The 25,596-nt window shown below is 43.5% G+C and carries 17 protein-coding genes and 1 pseudogene; 5 read left to right on the top strand and 13 right to left on the bottom strand.

Annotation, left to right across the window (positions count from 1 at the left end):
- Window positions 1-8 precede the first annotated feature (8 nt).
- The 5 genes from rplS to BET10_RS16765 form a co-directional block, all read right to left on the bottom strand.
- On the bottom strand, window positions 9-368 hold the full coding sequence (gene rplS / locus BET10_RS16785; protein ID WP_070986741.1) for a 50S ribosomal protein L19: 360 nt from the start codon (window positions 366-368) through the stop codon (window positions 9-11).
- Window positions 369-401: 33 nt separating this feature from the next.
- Complete coding sequence (gene trmD, locus BET10_RS16780; protein ID WP_070986740.1) at window positions 402-1,184, bottom strand: tRNA (guanosine(37)-N1)-methyltransferase TrmD; 783 nt, start codon at window positions 1,182-1,184, stop codon at window positions 402-404.
- Entirely contained in the window at window positions 1,184-1,717 is a 534-nt protein-coding gene (gene rimM / locus BET10_RS16775) for a ribosome maturation factor RimM (RefSeq protein ID WP_070986739.1), read from the bottom strand. Before rimM ends, trmD begins: the two co-directional genes overlap by 1 nt.
- Before the next feature lie 17 nt (window positions 1,718-1,734).
- The gene (gene rpsP / locus BET10_RS16770; RefSeq protein WP_010382415.1) at window positions 1,735-1,983 is read right to left on the bottom strand and encodes a 30S ribosomal protein S16; all 249 of its coding nucleotides are present in this window, start codon (window positions 1,981-1,983) and stop codon (window positions 1,735-1,737) included.
- A 236-nt stretch (window positions 1,984-2,219) separates the two neighbouring features.
- On the bottom strand, window positions 2,220-4,307 hold the full coding sequence (locus tag BET10_RS16765; protein ID WP_070986738.1) for a TonB-dependent receptor domain-containing protein: 2,088 nt from the start codon (window positions 4,305-4,307) through the stop codon (window positions 2,220-2,222).
- A 215-nt stretch (window positions 4,308-4,522) separates the two neighbouring features.
- Between BET10_RS16765 and BET10_RS16760 the strand changes: the two genes are divergently transcribed.
- The 4 genes from BET10_RS16760 to BET10_RS16745 are packed head-to-tail and all read left to right on the top strand — an operon-like array spanning window position 4,523 to window position 7,910.
- A complete protein-coding gene (locus tag BET10_RS16760; RefSeq protein WP_070986737.1) occupies window positions 4,523-5,338 on the top strand; it encodes a heme/hemin ABC transporter substrate-binding protein in 816 nt (271 codons plus the stop codon).
- Window positions 5,335-6,384 carry a FecCD family ABC transporter permease gene (locus BET10_RS16755; protein ID WP_083330588.1) on the top strand — a complete coding sequence of 350 codons (1,050 nt, stop codon included), beginning with the start codon at window positions 5,335-5,337 and terminating at the stop codon, window positions 6,382-6,384. The genes BET10_RS16760 and BET10_RS16755 overlap by 4 nt, the downstream gene beginning before the upstream one ends.
- Before the next feature lie 40 nt (window positions 6,385-6,424).
- Complete coding sequence (locus BET10_RS16750; RefSeq protein WP_240503712.1) at window positions 6,425-7,174, top strand: heme ABC transporter ATP-binding protein; 750 nt, start codon at window positions 6,425-6,427, stop codon at window positions 7,172-7,174.
- Window positions 7,167-7,910 carry a HugZ family pyridoxamine 5'-phosphate oxidase gene (locus BET10_RS16745; protein ID WP_070986735.1) on the top strand — a complete coding sequence of 248 codons (744 nt, stop codon included), beginning with the start codon at window positions 7,167-7,169 and terminating at the stop codon, window positions 7,908-7,910. Before BET10_RS16750 ends, BET10_RS16745 begins: the two co-directional genes overlap by 8 nt.
- A 482-nt stretch (window positions 7,911-8,392) precedes the next feature.
- Here the strand turns inward: BET10_RS16745 and BET10_RS16740 are convergent, their stop codons facing one another.
- Entirely contained in the window at window positions 8,393-8,758 is a 366-nt protein-coding gene (locus tag BET10_RS16740; protein ID WP_070986734.1) for a HopJ type III effector protein, read from the bottom strand.
- Between the two features lie 162 nt (window positions 8,759-8,920).
- On the opposite strand from BET10_RS16740, the gene BET10_RS16735 reads away from it, so the two are divergent.
- A complete protein-coding gene (locus tag BET10_RS16735; RefSeq protein ID WP_070986733.1) occupies window positions 8,921-10,294 on the top strand; it encodes a hypothetical protein in 1,374 nt (457 codons plus the stop codon).
- Between the two features lie 176 nt (window positions 10,295-10,470).
- On the opposite strand, the gene BET10_RS16730 is transcribed toward BET10_RS16735, so the two are convergent.
- From BET10_RS16730 to BET10_RS16695, 7 genes and pseudogenes are all read right to left on the bottom strand, one after another.
- Window positions 10,471-10,953: a DUF1579 domain-containing protein gene (locus BET10_RS16730; RefSeq protein WP_096348964.1), complete on the bottom strand. Its 483-nt coding sequence runs from the start codon at window positions 10,951-10,953 to the stop codon at window positions 10,471-10,473.
- A 119-nt stretch (window positions 10,954-11,072) separates the two neighbouring features.
- Window positions 11,073-11,375 carry a YciI family protein gene (locus tag BET10_RS16725; RefSeq protein ID WP_070986731.1) on the bottom strand — a complete coding sequence of 101 codons (303 nt, stop codon included), beginning with the start codon at window positions 11,373-11,375 and terminating at the stop codon, window positions 11,073-11,075.
- 74 nt (window positions 11,376-11,449) lie between these two features.
- Window positions 11,450-11,887 (bottom strand): cupin domain-containing protein, encoded by a 438-nt coding sequence (locus BET10_RS16720; protein ID WP_070986730.1) that lies wholly within the window; start codon window positions 11,885-11,887, stop codon window positions 11,450-11,452.
- Window positions 11,888-12,176: 289 nt separating this feature from the next.
- Complete coding sequence (locus BET10_RS21900) at window positions 12,177-21,308, bottom strand: calcium-binding protein (RefSeq protein WP_083330587.1); 9,132 nt, start codon at window positions 21,306-21,308, stop codon at window positions 12,177-12,179.
- A 28-nt stretch (window positions 21,309-21,336) separates the two neighbouring features.
- The gene (locus BET10_RS16710) at window positions 21,337-22,008 is read right to left on the bottom strand and encodes a hypothetical protein (protein ID WP_070986728.1); all 672 of its coding nucleotides are present in this window, start codon (window positions 22,006-22,008) and stop codon (window positions 21,337-21,339) included.
- 474 nt (window positions 22,009-22,482) lie between these two features.
- Window positions 22,483-23,790: an HlyD family type I secretion periplasmic adaptor subunit gene (locus tag BET10_RS16700; RefSeq protein WP_070986726.1), complete on the bottom strand. Its 1,308-nt coding sequence runs from the start codon at window positions 23,788-23,790 to the stop codon at window positions 22,483-22,485.
- Window positions 23,787-25,577: pseudogene (locus BET10_RS16695) on the bottom strand (type I secretion system permease/ATPase); the annotation flags it as partial. The pseudogene BET10_RS16695 and the gene BET10_RS16700, both read right to left, overlap by 4 nt.
- Window positions 25,578-25,596: the final 19 nt, after the last annotated feature.

The raw sequence follows: 25,596 nt of genomic DNA, 5'->3' as shown, positions 1-25,596 counted from the left end.
CGCGCGTATTAGTTAAGTTTCTCTTTAATACGTGCTGATTTACCTGAACGCTCACGCAAGTAGTAAAGCTTAGCACGGCGAACCGCACCACGACGCTTAACTGCAATGCTATCTACAAGTGGGCTGTGCGTTTGGAATACACGCTCAACACCTTCACCGCTCGAGATTTTACGAACTGTGAAAGCTGAGTGTAGACCACGGTTACGCTTAGCGATTACAACACCTTCAAAGGCCTGTAGACGCTCTTTGTTACCCTCTTTTACGCGTACCTGTACAACAACTGTGTCACCAGCGCCGAACGCAGGTACGTCTTGCTTTAGCTGTTCAGCTTCAAGCTCTTTAATAATATTTTGGTTTACTTTTGCCATTTTATTTCTCACATTCCTAGGTGTAACTGTCTTCTAGCCACAAGCTTTTTGGTACTCGTGCTGAAATTCAGCGAGTAGTGTCGCTTGCTCCTCAGTCAGAGCTAGGTTACGCAACAAGTCTGGACGTCGTAACCAAGTTCTACCTAATGACTGCTTAGTGCGCCATTTGGCTATCTCTTGGTGGTTACCACTGAGTAATACAGCAGGTACCCGTTTGCCATCCAATGTTTCTGGCCGAGTATAGTGAGGGCAATCTAACAAGCCATCCGAAAATGAATCTTGCTCCGCAGATTGGTTATGACCTAACACCCCTGGCACTAATCGCGCTACTGCATCAATTAATGTCATGGCCGGTAGTTCACCCCCGCTGAGGATAAAATCACCGATGGACCATTCTTCGTCTACATGAGACTCGATGATCCGCTCGTCTATACCTTCGTAGCGACCAGCTACTAAAATCAATTTTTCTGACTTGGCCAATTCGGCCGCGCCTTGTTGATCTAGTTTTCGCCCTTGAGGGGACATATAAATTACTTTAGCGTTTTCACCTGCGGCTGCTTTAGCTGCAAGTATTGCTTGTTGTAATGGTTCAACCATCATCAACATACCAGGACCACCGCCGTAAGGTCTGTCATCTACAGTCCTATGCTTATCAGTGGCATAGTCTCGTGGATTCCAACAGTTAAAATCGATTAAACCGTTTTTAACTGCGCGGCCTGTAACGCCTTGTTGGGTTATTGCATCAAACATTTCAGGAAACAGTGAAATCACTCCTACCCATAGCGAATGTTGTTGCAACGAGTCTTCCTGGCTCATTAAAAGCTAGGATCCCAATCAACAATAATTTGTTTGTCTTCGTGTTTAACTTCTTTAATCACTGAATCAGTTAAAAAAGGAATCAAACGCTCAGACTGACCAAATGCATCTTTTTTGTTTGCTTTAACAACCAAAACGTCATTTGAGCCTGTCTCCATCAAGTCATCAACTTGTCCTAAGTCGTAACCTTTATCGGTTACAACAGACATGCCGATGAGATCTCGCCAATAGAACTCCCCTTCGGGTAATTCTGGCAGTTGCGCAGCATCTACAGAAATTTCAGCATTGGTTAAAGCCATTGCTTGGTCTCTGTCGTTTACTTGCGCAAACTTGGCGATAAAGCCCTTGTTGTGGCGACGCCAGTCGCTTACTTCAAGGGTTTGCCATTTACCTTGTTGCCCTATCAACCATGGGCTGAAATCGAAGATCCCTTGGGGATCATCAGTAAATGAATGCACCTTAAGCCAGCCCTTAATACCATAAGGGGCACCAAGCTTACCTACTACAATAATCGTGGTGTTTTCTTGACTCATGGTTACACTTACGCCTATTAAGCCGCTTTACGAGCGTCTTTAACTAACTTAGCTACACGATCAGAAAGACCTGCACCTTGACCTACCCAGTGATCAACACGGGCAAGGTCTAGACGAAGTTTTTCTTCTTGACCAGCAGCGATAGGGTTAAAGAAACCTACTTTCTCGATGAAACGACCGTCACGCGAGAAACGGCTATCCGCAACCACAATTTGATAGAAAGGACGCTTTTTAGCGCCACCACGTTGCAAACGAATAGTTACCATACCGTCCTCTGAATAGATTGACTGTTTTCATTAATAAGATTTACTTCCCACTATTGGGAAGCTGGGGAATTGTACGAGTTTTTTTCAACAATGCAAGTAAGAATTGACTTTTCTCGCCTCAAGAGTTGAATTGTGCGCACTTACAACGGCACTCACAGCGCCAAATGTGTATAAAGTATATGGAGTACACAAATAGAGGTGGCTATTAAACAAAGCTCACCTCCACTATATATTACTTACAGCGTAAACTTAATATTTACCGCAAAATGGCGACCAGGCTGCGTATATTGGCTCAAATCATCCGCTGCATTTTGACCCGCCACATTATTATATAGCGTAAACTGCTTATCAAATACGTTAAATAACCCGCCATTTAGCTGCCAGCGGCCAATACGATATTGTGCAAATAAGTCTACACTGCCCCAACCATGGGTTTGCGCATTACTAGCATCTGGTACTTTGTCCATCTTTTGCGCCGCTCTAAGTGCTGCCGTCACCGACAAGTCACCGACGTCATATTTGGCCTTAACGTAGCCATTTAACGGGCTAATCGATTCTAGGTAAGTATTATTCACCTTATCTTTGCCATCTACATATGTGATACCACCATCAACGGCAAACTGATCGTTCAACCAAATGCTATAGGAAGCCTCTACTCCTTCTATCTCAACATCAGACAAATTTCGATATTGGTAGTAAGCTTTGTTCACACCAGGAATACGGGTGGCCTCGCTGCGCACCAACTCAGAAGCAATAAAACCATCAAACTGTGTCTTGAAGGTAGTAAGCACAAACTGGTGATCGTCAAAATCACCACGCAAGCCCAGCTCTACACCTTTGCTGTACTCAGAATCTAGCTCTGCATTGGGCAATATTTGATAGAATGGCTCTACACCATGGCTTTGGTATGCTTGATCATGCGGTGGGATCTTAAACCCTTCTGCGTACTGTGCATACATACGCAAGTTGTCAGTCAGTGTATAAACGAGGCCAACTTTTGGTGAAAACGCGGTTTCGTCGATATCTTTAAATTCAGTGCTGTATAAATCACTGCGCTTGGCACGCATATCGAATCTGTCCCAGCGCAGTGCTATTTGCAAATCAAGCGTGTCTGCCATTAATGCCGCGTTGTTTTGCACAAATATTCCCAGCATATCGGTATCAGCCCCCGGAAAAGCCTTTTGTGGCTCACCTGCAAACACATTTTGTCCAGATACATCAAAACGTGATTTTGTACGTGGACGTATCGTGTCATAACGCTCAAAGTCTAGGCCATATACAAACTGGTGATTGATGCTGCCTGTTGCCCACGCTTTATCTAGTACCAGTTTGGCCCCCAATATTTGCTGTTCAAAACGATAATCGTTGTGATCGATATATGAGCCTGTACGTCCATTACCAGCGCGTAGCTGATCGCTCTGCTGTTCAAAGTTTGTGACATAAACCAGTGCGTCTAGGTTGTCATAGACCTGCACTGGGTGTGTACTTTTATACCCCAATGAGAGTGACACATTGCTATTGTCATCTAGGGTTTCATGAGTACCACGGTCAATTAATTGTTCGGTTTCTTGCGCAAAATAATCCACCGAGGCCAATAGCGTGCTGGTATCTGTCAAATCATGTTCAGACTTTAAGATTAATGCCGTACTTTGATAATCAAATTCAGGGAGCGTTTCATGATAATTTTGCGTTTCTTTACCTTCACGGCGGGTCAGTTGAATTGAAGTGGCATTATCACCAAAGCGCTTTGCAAATACACCCGAAAGTGACGCTTCATCACTTAAGCCATTAAATCCAGCTTGCACACTCGTATACTGCTCACGAGCGTTTAGATAGTCGCTTGGCGTTTTGGTGGTGATCACCACAATGCCACCGAGCGCATCAGAACCATAAAGCGATGACGCCGCACCTTTTGCCACTTCTATTTGACGAATACCATCGACATCTAAATAGCCACGGCCAACCAGCAGCCCTTGTCCACCCTCATAGGCGTCATTAACTCTGCGGCCATCTTTAATATAGACCACTCGATTGCCGCCCATACCTCTTATATTCAGCGCTTGCGCCTGTCCGGCACTGCCTGTTGCGCTGACTCCTGTTTGATAACGAAATGCTGTGTTAAGGTCGATTGCAAGCTCCTCTTTCAAGTCTTGCTCGGTGACAACACTTACACTGCCAGCAACATTACCCAAGGCTTGCTCTATACGCGAACCGGTGACAACGATCACCTCCTTATTTTTCTCAAATTCTTCGGCTTGTACACTGGGTGCCCCCGACCAAGCGACTAGAATGCCCAATGAAATTGCCGTGTGTTTTAATATCATCTGTAAATACCTCAAAAAGGGAACGCTTCATTATTTTTGCACTATAAAAGCCCTTACATTTAATTGCAAATAAAAATAGTTATCATTTGTATATTTGTGTAGATTTGAGTCTGCGTATTCGGTATTATTCGCTCATACACTCGTAACCTAAGTGCGCTCATGGCTTAAGGCCTAATGTTTAGCGCTCTATTTAATGACAACTAAAAAGGTCCTGTATGAAATTACGTTTATATCTGTTCATTGCTTTATTCAGCCAAAGCTTTACAGTTCACGCTGAGCGAGTCGTGATAGCCGGCGGTACACTGACAGACATTGTTTTTGCAATTGGTGCAGGTGACCAAGTGGTTGCAATTGATACCTCAAGTACCTCTCCTGCTCGTGCACAATCACTGCCTAAAGTTGGCTATTATCGTGATTTAGCAGCCGAAGGCGTGTTATCACAATCACCGACACTGGTTTTAACACTTGAAGGCAGTGGCCGCCCCGAAGTACTTACCCAGCTTAGAAGCACAGGCGTGCGTGTAACTCACTACCCCAAGCCAACACAAGTAAAAGAATTGTTTGCCCTTATCGAGCGACTAGGTAATGACCTGAATAAACAACACAATGCCAGAGCACTCATTCGTAAGTTACAACAGCAACTCCCTGACAAAGCTGCACCAACGCACAATAAGGCGATGTTTATTCTCTCTGCCAGTGAACGAGGTGTGTTAGTGGCGGGCACAGATACGGTGCCCGATATTCTGTTCGGTTACACCGGCATTGAGAACTTGGCTACTGAGGCAGGATTCAAGCCTTACAATATTGAGTCGCTGGTGAGCGCTAACCCAGACTTTATCGTCGCCCCTAGTCATACGGTCGAATCGCTCGGCGGAGCGGAAAAGTTTTGTCAATTGCCCGCCCTTGCACTGCTAAGCGCGGCACAAGAATGTCGTTTACTGGTGATGGACTCACTTATCTCAATTGGCATGACTTCTCGCTTGCCTGAGGCCATCGCTCAACTTAGTGCCTTTCAACGAGAGATGTTATGAGCACTTTGGCATCTACATTCGTTGACACCAAACGCTATGTACAATGGTATTGGTTCAGTTGTACGCTGCTAGGGCTACTCGCTTGGTTATCGCTTAGCAGTGGTGCACTTGGTTGGGATTGGAAAATGCCTATTGTCTGGTTGTTACCCGATTCAATGACTAGCGATGTACAGCCACTACACCTGACTGTCATGACACAAATTCGTCTGCCAAGGCTACTACTGGCAATTTTAGTCGGTTCTATGCTTGCCAGCGCAGGCGCGGCAACCCAGGCACTATGCAGAAACCCGCTCGCCGACCCGAGTCTGATGGGTATCACAGGTGGTGCTGCGGTTGGCGCGGTGTCAGTCATAGCACTATCGGCACAAGTCAGCTTTGTTCACGAAGCCATGGTGGCACCTGCTGCATTTTTAGGCGCACTGGCCGTCACAACGCTGATTTACAAGATTTCTAATCACCATGGTCAGGTGCAAATCACCACGTTATTGTTGGCAGGTGTGGCAATCAACGCGATGGCCATGGCAATTATTGGCTTGTTTAGCTTTTTTGCCGACGACAGCTCGCTGCGTTTAATGACTTATTGGCAAATGGGATCTTTGGGTGGCGCAAACTGGCCTGCGATGCAATATGGCGCACCCTTAATTCTATTAAGTATCTATTCGCTATTTGTACGCCGTAAAAAAATTAATGTCTTAATGCTAGGAGAGCTTGAAGCCCGCCACTTAGGTGTTAACGTTAAACGGCTAAAATCAGAAATTGTGTTTATCGTGGCACTGGGTGTAGGAGGCGCGGTGGCGCTGTCTGGCATGATTGGTTTTGTTGGCCTGCTTGTGCCACATATCGCGCGGTTGTTGGTGGGGCCTGATTTAAAGCGCATGTTACCACTGAGTATTTTACTTGGCTGCGTTGCCATGTTGCTTGCAGATTGGGTGTCACGATTGATTGTTGCACCTTCTGAATTACCCATAGGCATTGTCACAGCACTCTTTGGTAGCCCATTTTTTATCTATCAACTGTTAAAACAAAAGCGAGGTCAACATGCTTAGCTGTCACAATGTCTCGATTGAGCGCGGTTGCAGACCTATCTTGAACAATATCAACTTGAAAGCAAATAACGGTGAGTTGATTGTGCTGCTGGGTGAAAATGGTGCGGGTAAATCAACGCTATTAAGCGCCATTTGTAACGATATCTCGTTTTCAGGTCAGATAAAAATCGACGAGCAACCTATACAAAGTTTTGATGAGCAGACCTTGGCACAAAAGCGTGCTGTGCTATTACAAAACAATCGCGTTAACTTTTCATTTAGCACCGAGGAGCTTATCGCAATGGGCCGCTACCCCTATCATGAATCAATACATGAGCAAACCCAAGTGGTTGAGCAACTCATTGCTCAATTAGCCCTTGAAAAGCTGGCGCTACGAGATGTTACAGCGCTCTCGGGTGGTGAATTCCAACGGGTACAGTTCGCACGCTGTTTGGCACAACTCAATGCCCATAAGGCTGATACTAAGGGTAAACTAATGCTACTGGATGAACCCACATCAGCCCTTGATATGCACCACCAGCACCTCACGCTCAGTAAAGCCAAGGCATTTGCCAAACAAGGTAATATCGTTATTGCCGTGTTACATGATCTAAACTTAACATCTTTGTACGCTGATCGTGTATTGCTACTCAACAAAGGACAACTATGCCATGACGGCACACCCCAAGAGGTTTTACAATCCTCAGTATTACAACCGATTTATAAAACACATATGCAAATAACAACGCATCCAACTTATCAAATACCCATGATATTTTCGGAACCACAACTAGGAGTTACCCATGCGTGAACAAGCTGCTTTTGAAGCACGCACTTTAGTCAGACAATCCAATGTTTGCGTGATCTCAACCATATCAAAAAACTTAGCTGGATATCCGTTTGGCTCAGTTTCACCGTTTATGAGTGACAACGAAGGACGCTTAATTTTTTACATTGCAGGCATTGCCCAGCATTCTCGCAATTTATCTGAAGACGGTAAAATGTGCGCGACCGTTTTTGACGCCGCCGAACAAGGGGATCAAAATGCCCATGCCCGCGTAACCGTGGTAGGTGATGCCGCGCCCGTGCCTGCCGATGAACATGATGCTCTGTTGACTCGCTACGAACGCCAATACCCAGAGGCCATAAGCTACCGCCAAGCGCATGACTTTCAACTTTGGCGCATGGACGTTAAACGAGTACGTTACATTGGTGGTTTTGGTCATATTTTCTGGATTGAAAAAGACGAATGGTATCAGGCAGCTCCACAATGGGATTTAGAGGATGAAGCCCATATGGTTAATCATATGAATGAGGATCACAGCGATGCCAACCGCCTTATCTTAAAACTTATTCATGGTATAGACTGCGACGAGGTGGTGATGACCACGCTTGTGAGCGATGGTTGTTACTTGCGTGCCAACGAAAAAAACTACTATATACAGTTTGATAATCCCTGCTTAGAGAGCATTGATGTACGTAAAGCACTGGTGAAGCTCACCAAAGCGGCAAGAGCGCAAGAAAGTACAACAGAAATAGACAGTTAGTTATATGGTTTAAAATCCATCAGGCTTGATAGCTAATTATCAAGCCTCAACGCCTCATTCGCTAACAATTATGCCTCCCTTGTTTGAATAGGGCTGAATAACATGGTCAACGAGGCCATGAAATGAGTGATTTTCAACCTTTCAATACTTCACATGCAACCAAAACGATGCTAACTTTGTCTCTAATAAGGGCCCACCTTGAATTAACAAGTCTTGCTCCCTTATTGTTGTTTGTAATTACTTAAACACAAGGAAAGAAACATGAAAGAACTAAACCTAAAAACTTGCCAAAAAGTCGTTGGTGGTAATTCGTCAAGTTCAGAACATTTAAACCTTGGCGTAAGTATGCCAAAAAACCCTAAGTAAAGTTGCCTAACATAACAACCGCTGGTGTACGCAGCTTCAGCGGTTTATATGTTTCCATAATATATGTGTTACTTGTACTCTATCGGCATCGCCACTTATCTACCCTTACACCCAAGCTAACGTGCTTTTAAAGCAGGTTCAGTAAACGACACGCCATCCCAGCCAAACTTTATAAAGTTTCTAATATTACCGTGATCGCTGCCATCTGGATGTTGCAGCACGTCTTCTCGATAAAAGCGTCCAAAGCAGTTTAACGTTGCTTGCTCGCCAAGCTCGTGTAACTGTGCAAACGCCAGTATTTTACAAGAGCCGAGGTTAGTGCCTGCCTCATTATGCTGCTCGCCATTGCTAAACGCCACAGGTGTAAAAAGGTAGTGTTGCTCAATCAATGCCATAGTGTGCTCAAACTCGATGTTAAGCGCATCGCTGTTTAGCCGCGCTATAAATGCTTTAATATCGGTTTCGCTTGATGTGTGTGTCATAAGTTTTCCTTGGTGGGTCACTTTGTTGTTACTTTGAACTTAATATCATCGCTTAAGATAAAAATCACGTTTTTTACTTCATAATGTTAAACTTAAGCCAATGTAACGTAAGGATTTGTGCTAAAATGAACGGGTATACATTTAAGGAGGTAATGATATAGCGTGAGCAGAGCCCAATTAAGCCAAGATGAAAATCTATCCTTTAAAATCCACTACCAACTCCTACCCAAAGAGACCTGTCAACTCGACCTGTATTTTTCCATTCCAACCGATATGGGGATCAACGAAAATACGCTCAATGAAGTAGACTTTTTTAATGCCAATATAGAAAGCCACAGCGCCTATTACTCAGAGCAGCTACATTTGCCGCTGGTGCACAGCCGCTTTATTAGTCAAAGTAAAGGGCAAAAAACGGGTTATCGACTCAATCTCAACCTGTTTTGTTATCAGATAAAAATCGCGCTTGATTCCGATGTGAAAGCCACACTGCAACTGAAAGAGCCTGAAGAATTCTTTCCTGCCGCAGCAATGTTGGTTGAGCAAACAGATCGTCTGCTGAAAAAGCTGCGCCGCTATACGCCCCCTGACAACAAACTAAAGTCTTACTTTCAAAACGCGGATAACTACCTCAGCTGGCATACCGAGCAGGCCTTTTTAAAGCTGTTGGCTAATGGTCCAAAGTCTAGCGAATTTAGTGACGAACGCGCAGTGCTTATTGAGTTTTGCCAACAAGAAAATCAATACCGAACAGAGCAAACCTATAATTCGCAGGTAACATTGGATGACCCTAATCGGATCACCAATAAAATGAAGCTGCTTGCGAGATTGATTGAGTATGGCGTGGTATTCAAAAAGCAAACCATTGACTTAACGCTTAATTTGAAGCGGTTGGTCAAAGGCCTAGTGACCGGCGTTATTATGGCATTTGTGATGTTTATCGTACTCAATGCCCGCTCCAACTTTCAAGAAGTTACCATTGCGCTGATCGCTTTACTTGGTGCCATCTATGGCCTTAGAGAAACCTTTAAAGAAGACTTAACCCAATGGGCGTGGCGCTTAATTCAAAGAGGTCGGCCAAAATGGCGTAATAAGTTTAAAAGTTCTGTGGGTGATGACATCATCTGTTCACAAACCATTTGGCTGGAGCATATTCGCAAAAAAGACCTACCCAAAGACGTGGTAAAAATACTCAAACAAAGAAGACAGCAAAATAAACAAGCTGCCAACTTGATGCATTTTTGTAGTAAGAACCAAGTTAATATCAGTGAATTTTTACCCGGCTATGATGAAGTACAGCAGCGCTTTACCTTTAACATGGCTTCATTTGTTCGCTACCTTAAAAAAGGCGCAGGAAAGCTCTACACCTTGGATGGGCAAAAGGTATCGAAAAAGTCTGTAGAGCGGCGTTATCAAATTAATCTTGTGTTGCGTTTTACCTCCGAGCAAGGCACCCAACTTGAGCGCTATAAACTCACCATGAATCGCTCTGAAATCGTTGCCATTGAACTGATGGAAGAAGGCTTAGAGGACGATTAACAAGCCCGTGGTAGTGGCTACTCCGTAGTGGCTACTCGGTAGCCGCTGTTCAATTCACGTATTGTAAGTTGAAAAAGCTACACCCACCTTGCAGCAGTATGACACTCGACAGCCCGTTAAGACTACACATCAACAATAAAGCCCCATCGTTCAGCACTCATGGGGCTTTGCTCCTATTAACAGCGAGGCGTAAACTCCATTTGCCAGTTAACTTCCCAAGTTTTCCCATCATCTGCAGAAAATGCCTGCTCCCACTTTGGCGCATCAGGATGAGTGAAATCCCAAATAAATCTAACTTTAATTGTTTGGCCGTTATATACCTCGTCTGCATAAAAGTGCCCTACACCGTTTGCAAACTTACCTACCACTGGGGTGTCTAGATTATGTGGGTTACGCCCGTCTAACCACCAAATTGACCATTGTGCGGTTTCTGGGTTGTAAGAACGTATGGCCTTTGCTCTTATTGAAGCATCAGGAAGATGCAAGTGATTGTCCTCAACATTACCAAACCCACCAAGGGTCTTAACCGTTGAAGACTGCCCCTCAAATTCAATCCATTGTTCGCCACCATTCAAAATATCCTTTAAGCGGCGATGTTTAACATTCCACTGTCCGATGATGACATCAAAATCCTTGGGGGCGTTGGGCTCTAAATCCATTAACATTATTCTACCTTATGTATTGTTATTAATTATTAGAGACCATAACACAAATACTGTTTATTTATACAGTTATATATTAAGAAAATTCGATTAGCGACTAATGACCACCCAGCACGCTAGTTGTCTGTTGTATTCGATACCAGAAACGCCAGCTGCTCAGAAGATTTTGTGGGCACCATTTCAGTGATGTCATAGCTGGCTAACCCTTCTCTATAAAAAGGATCTTGGGCCAGCACGTTGTTTAACTTTTGACGGTCTTCTATCGTTGAGATGATCACACCTCCCGTTCTGGGTTCTTTGCGACCTGACAAAATAAAATGGCCCTGCTGGTACTGTTCATTCAGATAGTCAATGTGCTCTGGAATAAACCGATCGACCTCTGAGAGTGGCACACGATAAGCCAAAGAAATGATAAACATATATAACCTGCTATTTTTTATGACTCAATCAATCCTTGTACTTTATCACTGATGGAGCCTTTGATTTTAAAACACTAAAGTAAATGTATTTTGTACTTTTGCACAAATAGTTGGCGATCAGACTCTGTTGGCGGGTTGTCTTGATTAAACTTAGAAATATCTCTAATAAAGCCTTCCGATGGGCCTGATGGCGTGTTAATAACAAGCACTTTGCTGTCTTGCAAAGCTTTAAACCGTCTTGGCACATTTGGCCCAGCTATTACTAAGTCACCGGGCTTTGCAATCAGCTCTTCTTTATCGACACCAAATTCGACTTCACCGGAAATGATATAAAAAATTTCGTCATCAATTTCATGATAATGCCACGGCGCTTCATTACCTTTAGGGAGCACACTATCAAAAATCGACACGCGATTATCTGTATCACTGCCTGAGGCAAGAATTGAGGTCACTTCACCACCGTCTAGGTGGTACGCTTCAGCGGCGCCTGCTCTGATGTGCTTGTATCTCATAGTAAACTCCTAAAGAAAGTATCTTGTCAGTTATTATCTACATTGGCTGCAAAATCAAGCCTAACCGCTAGGTCATGCTGCCTGACAGCAGCGCCATCTAGCAATTTTGGTTGATACTGCCAGTTGCTTCATTACGCGTATGCACAGCACAAATTTACACTCATGTCATGCAACAGCAAGGGTAATAACGTATTTACCTATACCGTGTTACATGCCCTCATTTTATACCCTCTGATTAGAGCAAAAAAACCCGAATCATCCAGATTCGGGTTTTCTCATCGGGTGAGAGCTATACGTCATACATCATTATGCTAGTTTCAATTAGCTGTCTTCTTCCAGCTTCTGAAGCATCACTGTCAAGACCCATCGCATTAATAGACTGAGACAAGTTCTCAAATAGACGTTCTACACTTTCATCCGTAGTGCTGCCTAAAGGACTGGACAAACCTGAAGCAACCTTGCTATGCAAAATACTCTTATCCCAAACAGTACCATCGGCAAACTCTACAAAATCAATTTGCGTATCAGAAAAAGTATCATCATTATCAGAACTGTAAAATTGCTGTAAAGTGATGCTTCCTGGCTCAATTATATTGCCATTCCTTGTTGTGCCGCCAGCAATTTCTATTACTAACTCACGGCCAACACGCTTAAGAGAAAGCAGTGAAGAGTCTACTCCACTTGCAAAAACAATCTTGTTCGTGACACCCATTTCCGCTTGCTCAGCTGCAATGACATCATGCCCTGCACCGTGATAAAAATAATAGCTATCTGACCCGCTACCACCGATCAAAATTTCATCTCCAGCGCCAGCATAAAGATGGTCATCCCCACTGCCACCATCAAGCACATTCTGATCCCAGCTCCCCCACAGCTCATCATTCCCTTCGCCGCCATAAAGTTCGTCATTTCCTGAACTAGCTTCTAGGTAATCGTCTCCAACACCACCATATAACTTATCATTACCGTATCCGGCATAAAGGTAGTCATTACCCTCATCACCATACAAAGTATCATCTCCACTTCCAGCAAAGAGTGTATCGTTCCCTGTATTACCATTTAATTTGTCGTTACCGCTGTCACCATATAAGTCATCATCACCATCTCCACCTGTAAGCGTATCGTGTCCATCGTGACCATATAGCTCATCTCTATCAGAACCACCATCTAGATAGTCATTACCATTACCGCCGAGAAGTTCATCTTGACCATTTCCACCTTCCAAATGATCATCTCCATCTCCGCCGTCTAATCTATCTTTGCCAGTTCCGCCAAGGAGAATGTCATCACCGCTCTCTCCTTCGAGTCTATCATCGCCGTCTCCTCCGATTATCTCGTCATTGCCCAAGCCACCCGATAGCCGATCATTTCCCATACCTCCATCAACCTTATCATGACCACTTTGTCCATATAAATAATCGTTTCCTACGCCACCTGTCAGTTGATCATTTCCATCACCTGCGTACAAGTAGTCATCTCCTTCGCCGCCGTGTAGGTCATCATCTCCTAGGTCACCGTGCAGGTTATCATTATCAAGGCCACCAAATAAGATGTCATTACCGTCTCCACCTTTAAGGTAGTCTTCGCCTGTACCACCGTCGAAATAGTCATCTCCCGCGAAACCTTGCAGATTATCATCTCCGTCTTCGCCATATAATCTGTCGTTACCACTGCCAGCATTGATATAATCGTCTCCTAAGCCACCATGAATTTCATCATCTCCATCATGGCCAAACAAACCATCATCTCCACCGCGACCATCAATGTAATCATTTAACGACGTGCCAGATATCCCCTCTCCATTATCAGTACCTACAGGTGGTATTTTATTGACTACAGCTAAATCTACGTGAGTATCATCAGCAAACTTAATTGCCGCGAGAGTTCCTATGTCAGTTGCCCAAAAGTAACCTGTGACTCGCAACTCTCCCCCACCATGGAGTTTGATAATTAAATCATTAGCACTACGTGAAAAGGTAAGATCACTCGCCGAGATACCATCGCCAAACTGAAGAGTATCTTTAGGCTGCGGAGTATCCTGATACACTCGCGTATTAATTGTGAGTTCGCCATCGCCCCGCTCATAGTGATATGTATCTGACCCTAAACCACCGTCCATTATGTCATTGCCAGCTCCCCCATAAAGGTGATCATTCCCTTCTCCACCAATTAACTCGTCATCTCCTTCTCCACCCTTGAGTATATCGTTACCTGCACCACCTTCTAGCTTATCATTACCCGCTAAGCCACTGATGTTATCGTCTCTATCAGAGCCAATAATATGGTCATCATTTTCTGTGCCGTCAGGTACTCTAAATGGCGCGTCTTTTAATTGAGCATATTCCCAAAGCGTGCCATCAGAAAACTCAATCCTATCTAAACGATATGAAGAGCGCTCTGCAAACACATCAAAGTAGTTCTCTATCTTTATCTCATCTCCCAACTCAAAGGTCAGATATAAATCGTCTCCGAATCGAGAAGCCCGAACATCTTCAGTCTTAATGTCGTCAGCAAAAATGAGCCTGTCTGTTGAATTTAAATGATCAGAGTCGTAATTATTTATAGTAAGTTGGCCATCTCCACGCGCATAAGTATAGGTATCACTTCCTTTCCCACCCTCTACGTAGTCTGCACCTGTTCCGCCAGTAAGGTAATCATCACCATCGCCGCCTTTGAGTATGTCATCTCCAGCTCCGCCAACTAATGTGTCATCGCCACCAGCTCCGAGCAAGTTGTCATTACCACGGCCACCATTAAACTCGTCTTTTCCTGAGTGACCGTAAACAACATCGTCACCATCCAAAGCGTTAAGTGTTATCGGCTGTTCAGTGTCTTCAGGCAAAGCATAAGCTATCAATACATCATCTCCATTTGATGCACTTAGCAGCATCTCGCGGACTTCTTGTGGTTTTAATAAATTACCGTTGTCAAATTCAATGGTTAGACCTGCATCTTCATTTTTGCGACTTGATATCGGATAAATGTTAGAATACCAACGCTCGGAGAAATAACCTTTGATAGTAATTTGCTGACCTGCTGCCAGCGTTAGAACCAAGTCCTCGTCAGTTCGCTGTATTTGAAGATCTGATTTATTAATACCACCATTAAGTACTAATTTATCAGCTCGATCGTATTGTGCATCAATGATTAAATTGCCATCACCCAGCGAGTATTGATAGACATCACTTCCTTGTCCACCTTGCATAAAGTCATTGCCTTGACCTCCGATGAGCACATCATCACCCGTTCCGCCATACAATGCGTCATCACCAGTACCACCAGAGATCACATCGTTGCCACCACGTCCATATATTGTATCGTTACCAGCCACGCCATCTAAGACGTCGTCAACTGCAACACCTTGAATAAGGTCATCACCATTGCTCGAAGCTGTGATCATTGCCTGAATATCCTGTGGCGTCCAAATAGTCCCGTCCGCAAACTCGACAGCACCAATTGACAGCTTTCCGTCAAAATAAAAGTCGGTAATCTTTATTTTTTCGTCATCACTTAAGACCAATGTCAGGCTTTCATATAAATCATTGGCTTTTAAATCTCGTTCGAATGAGATGTCACTTGGGAAAATGCCTTCCCCCAACTTAATGGTATTGCCAACACCAAATCCAGTATTGTCTCTATCTAAAATTTCTACCGTGCCATCACCACGATGATAATGGTATACGTCATTCCCTTCACCACCTGCTAGAAAGTCAGCTCCAGCACCACCTGATAACTCGTCATTGCCTTCACCACCATAGAGTTGGTCATCCCCTTCATCACCATATAGTTTGTCGTCACCTAGGCCACCTTTAATGGTGTCATTTCCGCCTAACCCGTTGATAATATCGCCAGAAGATGTGCCTTCTATTTCATCATCCCCCAGCGTACCAGCAAGGTCCGACAAATCATCCAACAATGTCAAATCAAGCGCACTGCCATCTGCAAATGTAACCGCAGCTAACTTGTAATATGCGTTAGTTGATTGGGTGTAGTAGTTTTCGACCTTAACCTGCTCTCCTTCGCCAACAGAAATAATAAGATCTTCTCCAAAGCGCTTTAAATGCAAGTCAGACTGTTGAATACCTTCACCGAATATAAGCTTGCCTGCATTTTCTTGATTGTCATCGCTATCATCAATAGTGAGGTAACCATCACCTTCGTAGTAATGATAGACGTCTCGGCCAGTCCCCCCTATCAGCCTATCGCTGCCAGGACCACCATATAATTTGTCATCACCATTACCACCATTGAGCGTGTCATTCCCTTCACCGCCGTATAAAATATCGTAGCCACCACGACCTTCTATGTAGTCATGTCCCGCTAAACCATTAATTTGATCAGCATCTTCAAAGCCAAATATACGATCCGCTTCGCTCGTCACCGCGGTTTGTAAATAGCGAGCTTTAACATCACCCAATTGCCAAACATCACCATTAGCAAACTGAATTTTATCTAGCGTAAATCTAATATCATCGAAGTAATGGCGAACCGTTATGTACTCATCATTACCAAAGGAAAGAATTAGGTTATCTGTGAAATTACTGGTGTCATGAATGACTTCAACATCTGCCATGGAAATACCATCAGCCAATTGCAACGTGTCATGGGCAACTTGCGCGCCAGCTTCGTAGTTATTAATAGTTACTTGGCCATCCCCTATCGCAAAGTGATAGATATCGTTTCCAAAGCCACCTTCTAGCGTATCATTTCCAGCACCACTTTTAAGGATATCATCTCCTTCGCCTCCTTGGAGAATGTCATCCCCACTGCCCCCTTCTAACGTATCATTCCCTTCACCACCGAAAAGCGCATCGTTACCTGACCCACCAAAAAGTTGATCATCATTGTAATCACCATATAAGGTGTCATTTCCTTCACCACCGTAGATGGTATCTTCGCCGATAAATCCGTGAATGGTGTCATTACCAGCCTGACCACTAATTTCATCATTAGTCAAAAAGCCATTAATAGTATCATCTTGTGAAGTACCGTTAAGGTAGTTTGCAACTAGAGCTTCGTAATTTAAGACCTCACCACTTGCAAATTCAAACTCAAAGTTAACAATCGGTTGCTCTAGATGATTCGCAAAGTTTCTGATGCTAACACTCTCTCCATTTCTCAGAGACAAGGTCATATATCTGGTAGGAAAACTAACATCTCCCTCACTCTCGACATTTTCCTCCGAGGCAAAGTCAATTTGTAGATCATCGGGTGTTATGCCGATACCAAATATAATTTTGTTGACGTCGTTACTGTCGCTCTTATCATGGATTTCGAAACTACCATCCCCAACATTAAAGTAATAAGTATCAGAGCCAAAGCCACCATTGGCAATATCACTACCAGCCCCTCCGTTGAAGCTATCATCACCGAGGTTACCTTGCATGATGTCATCACCCTCACCACCGTTGAGCGTGTCATCACCGTCACCGCCAAATAAGCGATCGTCTCCTGCCTCACCTTTTAAAACATCGTTCCCAGTGTCACCATATAAGCGGTCTACACCATCCCCACCTAATATCAAGTCGTTTCCGGCACGCCCATATACCCTGTCATGGCCTTTACCCGCGTTAAAAATGTTATCTTGTTCATCTCCGTAAATATCATCATCACCATCACTGCCAGCCCAGTCTTTTAGCTGTGTAATAACATGAGAGAACGCTACAGTACTTCCATCATGGAACGCTAAATGGTCAAGTCCAAATTGAGAACCTATAAATGCGTTTTGCACAATCACTTGGGTATTTAAGTTATTACTATCAATCGTGATCAATAGGCTATTACCAGTTCGTTGATAGTTCACCTCCTCTTTATTGATCCCTTGTGCAAATAATATTCGTTCTAAAGAGTTTGCATTATTGGTGCTCTCGATCACATCTCGACTGCCATCCGCCGAAATTAGGTAAGTATCATTGCCATAACCACCAAATAGATGATCGTCCCCCAAACCTCCTATAAGCACATCATCGCCTAGGCCACCACTGAGTTTATCGTTCCCTGAACCACCAGCAAGTTGATCGTCTCCTAAGCCCCCTTTTAGTATATCGTGACCTTCATCACCAAATAGCTGATCGCTTCCCTCATCACCTTCAACAGTATCATCACCTAGCCCACCAGATAGCAGATCATCTCCCTGCTGACCCTTTAAAAAGTCATTACCTTCAAGTCCATCTAGGGTATCAGAGTCGTGGCTTCCCCACAGAGTATCTGACTCCTGAGTAGCTACTGTAAGCTTTTCTAGAAGTTGCTGAACGCTCCAAGTCATGTCAGCGCTGTCAGAGTCAGTAAAAGTAAATTGTTGAATCGTACTATTTTCATTAAATTGTCCAATAATACGAATTTCATCAACCCCTTCATTGATAATCAAGCGCACATCATAGCCTGTTCTAACAAGCTTAATATCCTGAGCACGGATCCCCTGACCAAATACGATTTCGTTAATACCTTTGTCAGAGGCATTTTCGACAATGACATCTAACCCAAAACCTAGCTCAAAATGGTATTGGTCGTTACCTTGACCACCATCTAAAATGTCATCTCCTGCACCGCCAATCAGCGTATCATCACCTTGACCACCCAAAAGCGTATCTTGTGCGTCACCACCATCGAGTAAGTCATTGCCTTGCCCACCAATCAGTTGGTCACTATCACCTTGTCCTTGTAAATGATCGTTACCTTCATCGCCGTGTAAAGTGTCGTTACCCGCGCCACCAGTAAGTACATCATCACCCGCTTTACCGTATACCAAGTCATCTCCGGCAAGTGTGTTGAAGTTGTCACCATCCACAGTGCCATGAATCTCATTATCGCTATCATTTAAGTGCTGAGTTACTGCATTGATCGTATCAAAGTGCTCTGGCCCTACTTCAATGACGCTACCATCGGAAAATACAATGACATCAATGTGTCTTGCGATGCCGTCAACTGTAAAATGGGACTCTATAAATAACCTGTCGCCTGTACCTGTTATTTCTATGACGAGGTCATCGCCTCTACGTAGCAAGGTAATATCAGCAGGAGTAAGTGACCCTATTAAGTTAACCGTGTCACGACGTCTATTGCCTTGACTATCTAGTAATGCATCCACATTACGTATGGTGTCTTGACCATAGCCAACTCCAAAACGATATACATCATTACCTTCGCCACCAATCAATACATCGTTACCCGTGCCGCCATCAATTACATCATTTCCAGCACCCGCATCAAGCGTATCATCTCCATCTAGACCAAATAAAAAGTCATCAGCTCCCCCTGTTGAAGCTTCAGAGCTGAGGATATTCCCAAGGTTTGACAACAGCGCTTTGGTAAAGTCGGAGTAACCATCTAGTTCACCAGTGTCAACTTTAGCTGTAAATTGCGCTACAAAATGCTTGAGGTGACGGTCGCTGTATGGATCTATTCCATTGATTGCTTTGGCAATATCTGAGATGTATAACTGAGCTTTTTCAGGATGTGCATCAACATACTTAATTACCCCATCAATTGCATAGTCAAAATTAGCGTGCCATTGTTCTGTCGCTTCGTCTTTTGACCAATCAACTTGACTGAAAAAGTTCTCTAAAAAACTACTCGCAGCAAGCTTAAAAAACAGCTTATCTGACCACTTTGCGAAGATGGCTTCATATTCACGCGCATAGTCTATACCCGTTCCCTGAGGATCAGGAATCTCAAAGCCATAAAACTGCGCTAATGCCTTAATTTTTCTTCTATCGATCGGCGATTGATAATATCTGCCACCTTCATTATCAATTTGCCCTGTCCAGCGGTAAATCACTTTATTTAATAACTCTTGCCTCTGCTGAGCGTTACCAGCATTAACAAAGCCCTCAACCAGTTCTTTAAGCTGACCTGATGTATCGTTTGCCATGGTTTCATGAAGTGAGCGAACATTACCATAACCTCTGGCATTAGGTAGTGCTGCGATATGTTCAGGCGCTGTAAATGGGGTGAGTTGCGTTTGTGTTAAATTAACATCAAACCACACATCATTCATTGCACGTACTTCACCATTTTTGGTTGTAAAAAATCCAAGTTGGCGGTGCTCGTTATCATGATTATCGACGATTTCGGAGTTTTGATGAGATAATGAAATGCTGCCAACCCCCGCCTCTTCAAGCGTTAGAAGCTCGCCGTCGTCGGTTTTACCATTTTGGTTTTTATCTTGAAAAACACGCAAGCGGGAAAACGCCGTATCGTTGCTATCAATCACCCCATCGCCATTACTGTCATACTGGGCCAGTGCAGCAAAGCCATGTTCAGCTTTTTCGCCATTGGCTAGTATGGTATGACTGCCAAACAATTCTTGCCCGCTGGTAATTTTACCATCGCCATCTAAATCAATGGCTAACAACCCATCATCCGCGCCAGCAAAGCCAGACAACTCGCGAATACTATCACCTTCATGGTCAAAGTAAATACCTTGCTCATGGCCCACGGTTTCAACTCCATCACCATCGAGGTCTAATACAAGTGGTGAGGCTGGCTGAGGTGTGGGTGTAAGGGGTGGCACTTTGGGTGTTGCAGTTTCAGCCACGCCAAACTCAGAGTACGACGCCATAGCGGTTTCAAATGACGCATTACCATTGCCAGATGCCATGTAACTTACACTTAACACCCGACCAGATATGGCATCCATCATCCTGTCGTACCAACCATCTAAAGAACGATCGATATTGTTAACACGCTCTAGTATGTCGCCTGCTTGACCAGCCATCCAATCTGAAAAACTGTTGAAAGTGTCGCCTAAATAATCTTTCGCATCATTATACTTTTGGTCAAGAAATTCACTGCTTGAGTCTAGCGCCTCATTCACATAATCACTTAACTCAAACTTATCCCAAGCGACAGACACACCATATGCAGCCGCAGCTCCAGCCACAGCAACAGTTATAACCGAAACGCTTGAAGCCAACATTACACCAGCTCCAATACCCGCAGCAAACGATACAAAAGATTTTAAGGACCCAGCTACCGCACCTTCAGTTTTTACATTGACCATCAAATCCAATACCGTCAGTGGTCCTGTCTTGGTATATTTGATAACCTTTTGAAATGCAGCCACTTCTTGTGCTGATAGTTTGTTGATTGATAACTGTTCAAAAATTGAAAGAAATGAGTCTAACGCACCTTGTACAGCGGTGATCTCATTCCCCCAAGTATCAGGACGATAAGGTTTTGCAGTCACCGCATTCGCGATCGTATCTAGCTGAGGATCAAAGTGCACCAGGACATTATCTGCATCAACCCCGCCAACTAACCCTGTATCAACGGCAAGCGCTGAGCCAGCGGGCCCCCCTTCTGTTATTGAACCATCAGTATTGACCCAACGTTTGGTCCCATCAGGCAAGGTGTATTGCCTTGGGATAACAGGTATTGCTAAATTATATTCTTGGAAATACCTATGACTTAAAAAATCCATTTAAATAACCCTCATAAAAAATAAAAAACTACTTTTTAAAACTAAAAAGCAAGGATAAAAACACAAACAAAAACCTAATTAAGAAATTAAAAATAACACCTACAAAATAAGTAAAAACCAACAACCCCGGAGCCCCAATAATTAGCAATATTTCTTTTGTTTCATATATAAAAAAGCTATCCACCTCACCACCATCATCAATATAAGGAACACCCATCAAAACAAAGTGGTAATATACAAACAAAACTATCAAAAATGGCATAACCACAAGATTAAGAATATAAATAAATGATATAAAAAAAGATTTTTCTTTAACTTTCTCTTTAGTATGGGATATAAATAAAAACAGGTCACCAAAGAGCATTCCAGATATTATCAAAGGCATCGAAAATACGACCCACACGGTATAAACCGCACCATGATAGAGTTCCATAGAACCAGATGCCTTTGCTTGATGTACCACTACAGGGTTAACGCTGCTATGCCAATTAACGATAAGCTCAAGCCATCTAGGGTAACCGTCAAGCCCCCCAGACACGCCATATGCTTGAGGGTCAATCAACACGTAATAAATCAAAACGTGTAGCGCCAAGAACAACGCTAACATCCAATGAATAAAGCACTCAATCTCTTTGCGCTGAATACCAGTAACCGAATACGGCTTCTGAATTTCTTCCAAAAAGCGTTGTTTAAAAGACATATCCCCTCTCATTAAGCTAGCAAATATAAAAAACTACCCGCCATCACTACTCACCCTTATCATTTTCTTTACAAAATCGACTTAAAATAAAAAACACAACACCATATATAAAAAATAAAAAGGAGAATAAAATCCAAACAGTGTATAGCGCAATACTGTAAGGGTTCGTTCTAAACGATGCGTGTATGTAAGGTGCTAAGTTCGGCAGCTGGACACAATAATAGTCAATAAGCGCGATATACCTTATTGAATAACCTGATTGACCACTACTGCGTATATATTCCGTTGGCTCTATCAAATAAGCGTAAATAGCAATGTGCAAAAGTAAAAAGGTGAATAACAGACTAAAAAGGCATATAAGCCTTACCTTGGTTAAGTTAACGCGTTCCCAACTCATCTGAGGTGAGCGCTCAAAAATTTGCGTCCAAAACATAACTCTCTTTCCTTAAGGTTGTTCTTTAAACGATATTTATATCAACGTTCTCTTGCACCTTCATGTGCGTGTTGCATAATTGGGGAGAGTAAAAACTCCACAATATATCGCTGCCCTGTTTTTACTTCTGCTGTTACATTCATCCCTGCACTCAGTGGCACTTCTCTACCATCCACATTGAGTGACTGCTTATCAAGCTTCACTTTTATTGGAAAAATCAAGCCCAACTGTTCGTGCTCTACGGCATCTGTCGACACATCAATCAATGTGCCCTCAATTACCCCGTATCGTGTAAAGGGAAAGCTCTCTACTTTCACTTCAACACTTTGTCCTGCATAAGCAAACCCGATGTCTTTATTGAGTAGGCCCGCATCTACAATTAACTCATCATCTTCTGGAATAATGCGCATAAGCTCTTGTGCAGGTGTCACAACTTCACCTAATGTTGTTACGGTTAAGTTTTCGACTGTGCCAGATACTGGCGCTCTTAATTGCATCTTCTGTTCGAGAAAGCGGCTTTTAATCAGGTCTTCACTAGTCTGGTGATATTGAACCTGTAGCTGACTTAGTTGCGCATATGTATTTTGTATCGCTTCGGCTTGCTTTTGTTGTAAGTTACTATTGGCGCTTGCTACCGCGGCTCTAAGGCGCTCAATGTTTGCGCTTTCAATGGGGAGTTGTGCCTCTAGCGCCAATGCTTCTTGCTTCAACGCCAAATATTCTTCCCTTGACACCATCTTGCTGCTTTGTAGTTTTTCTAAAGAAGCTGTACGCTCCTGCAGTAAAGGTAGAGTTTTTTCTATTTTTACTTTACTTAGCTGGGCTGACTGAAGTTCAGCTTCAAGGCGTAAAACTTCTGAACTCAACATACTGATTTGCGTCTCGTGAAGCCGCTTTTCACTGTTTAGCAGCCTAGCCTGCTCACTCGTCAGCTCTGCCACACTCTGCATTGAACTATTTTCTAACCAAGCGCTGTATTGAGTTAAGCGATAAATTTGCTGTTGCAAGTCACTTTGCTGATGTGCCAAATTTCGACTTTGAGCGGCATTTATTGCAGGGTCTAACTCAAGCAACAAGTCACCTTTGCTGACTGTTTGCCCTTCATACGTATGAATTTTAGAAATAACCCCTGACTCCATCGGCTGGACTGTTTTAACTCGCTGCTTTGGAACAACCTTTCCATTTGCTGTCGCAACGATATCGATCGGGCTTAAGCATATCCAAGCAATACCAACTATCAGCAGTGAAACTAATGTCCACACAATACCGCGAGCTAGTTTAGGTGGGGGAGCAGCTTGAATCTCCAGTGCTGCGGGTAAAAATTCGTAATCAATCATGTGAGGCTTCATACCGACCGCCTATTTAGTTTGGTTTCGCTAAACTGCAGTTGGTACAGATAGTGGTAATGACCTTGAGAAGCTAATAACGCTTTATGCGTACCTTGCTCTACTATCCTTCCTTTGTCTAATACAACAATGCTATCAGCATGCTGCACAGCGCTTAAACGATGCGCAATAATAAACACCGTTCTGCCCTGACTTATCTGTTGCATATTCTGCTGAATAATACGCTCAGACTCATAATCAAGCGCACTCGTTGCTTCATCAAAAATTAAAATGGATGGATCGGTGAGTAGCGCTCTTGCTATAGCAATACGTTGCTTCTGTCCACCTGACAAGTTGGCTCCTTGCTCACCCACTTCAGTGTCGTAAGCATGAGGTAGTTCCAAAATAAAGTCATGAGCACCCGCCAGTTTTGCAGCTCTAATCACAGCATCTAACGATGCAGAAGGGTCACTCAGTGCAATGTTGTCTCTTACACTGGCATTAAACAAAAAGTTTTCTTGCAACACTACACCCACTTTCTGCCGCAGCCAGCTAGGATTTATCAAGGAAAGATCAACGTTATCCACTAGCACTCGGCCTGAGCTCACTAAATACAAACGCTGAACTAATTTAGTTAATGAGCTTTTTCCCGAACCAGACCGACCGACAACACCTATCACTTCACCCGCTTTTATATCTAAGTTTATGTCGCTTAGTACATTGGGGCGCTCTGGAGAATAACTAAAACTGACGTGCTCAAAGCGTACAGCACCATTTAACTGAGGCAGTGAAAGCTTGTTTTTCTCACCACTTTCAACTGGAGAGTTAAGGATGTCTCCTAACCTTTCAACAGATATTCTCGCTTGCTGAAAGTCTTGCCAGAGATTTGCAAAGCGCATAATTGGAGCGGTCACTCTCTGTGCCAGCAAATTAAATGCGATAAACTGACCGATTGATAAGTTTCCATCTGTAACCGCTATTGCACCAAAATATAGAATGAGCAATCCAGTAAGTTTGGTTATAAAAGAAGAGCACTGCCCATAAATGTTATTTAACTGCCCAGCCTTAAACGACACACTGACATAATCAGCCAACTTATCTTCCCATTTACTGCGCATTTGGGGCTCAATAGCAAGGGACTTTACAGTTTCCACACCATGAACTGATTCGACTAAAAATGAGTGATTTTCAGCGCTGCGCTGAAATTTTTGTTCCAAGTTATGCTTTAACTTTGGCCCTAAAGTAAAAGCTAAAACAAAGTAAAACGGCAAACTGCCAACCACAATCCAGGTTAAAGCTGGAGCGTAGTAAAACATGACAGCAAAAAACACCAACGTAAAAAACATGTCTAACACAACTGTAAGTGCAGAGCCTGTCATAAAGTCTCTAATAGTGTCCAGCTCTTTGAGCCGTGCCACCGTATCACCCACTCGACGAGATTTGAAAAATGCGATCGGAAGCTTCAACATATGATCGTAAAGCTGGGAGCCAAGTTCAACATCCACTCGGTTGGTTGTATGGCTAAATAAGTAACCTCGTAAACCGGTTAACAGCACTTCAAAAACAATGACGAATAAGAAGCCTATCGCTAAGACATCGAGTGTGGTCATGCCTTTGTGGACCATCACCTTGTCAATGGCGACTTGAAAAAATATCGGAGAAGCAAGCGCAAGTAACTGGATAAAAAATGACGCGACCAACACATCTGTAAAAAAGCGCTTGTACTTTGCCATTGCTGGCAAAAACCATTTAAAGCCAAAACGCGCAGTGTGAGTAAGTAACCCCCCTCTAGGAGTAAGCATCAAAACCTGCTGCTCAAAGCTATCATAA

The organism is Pseudoalteromonas amylolytica, from assembly GCF_001854605.1.
GTDB lineage: Bacteria > Pseudomonadota > Gammaproteobacteria > Enterobacterales > Alteromonadaceae > Pseudoalteromonas > Pseudoalteromonas amylolytica.
Note: the sequence above shows the minus strand (reverse complement) of the source record. Positions and strands in the feature narration are given on the sequence as shown.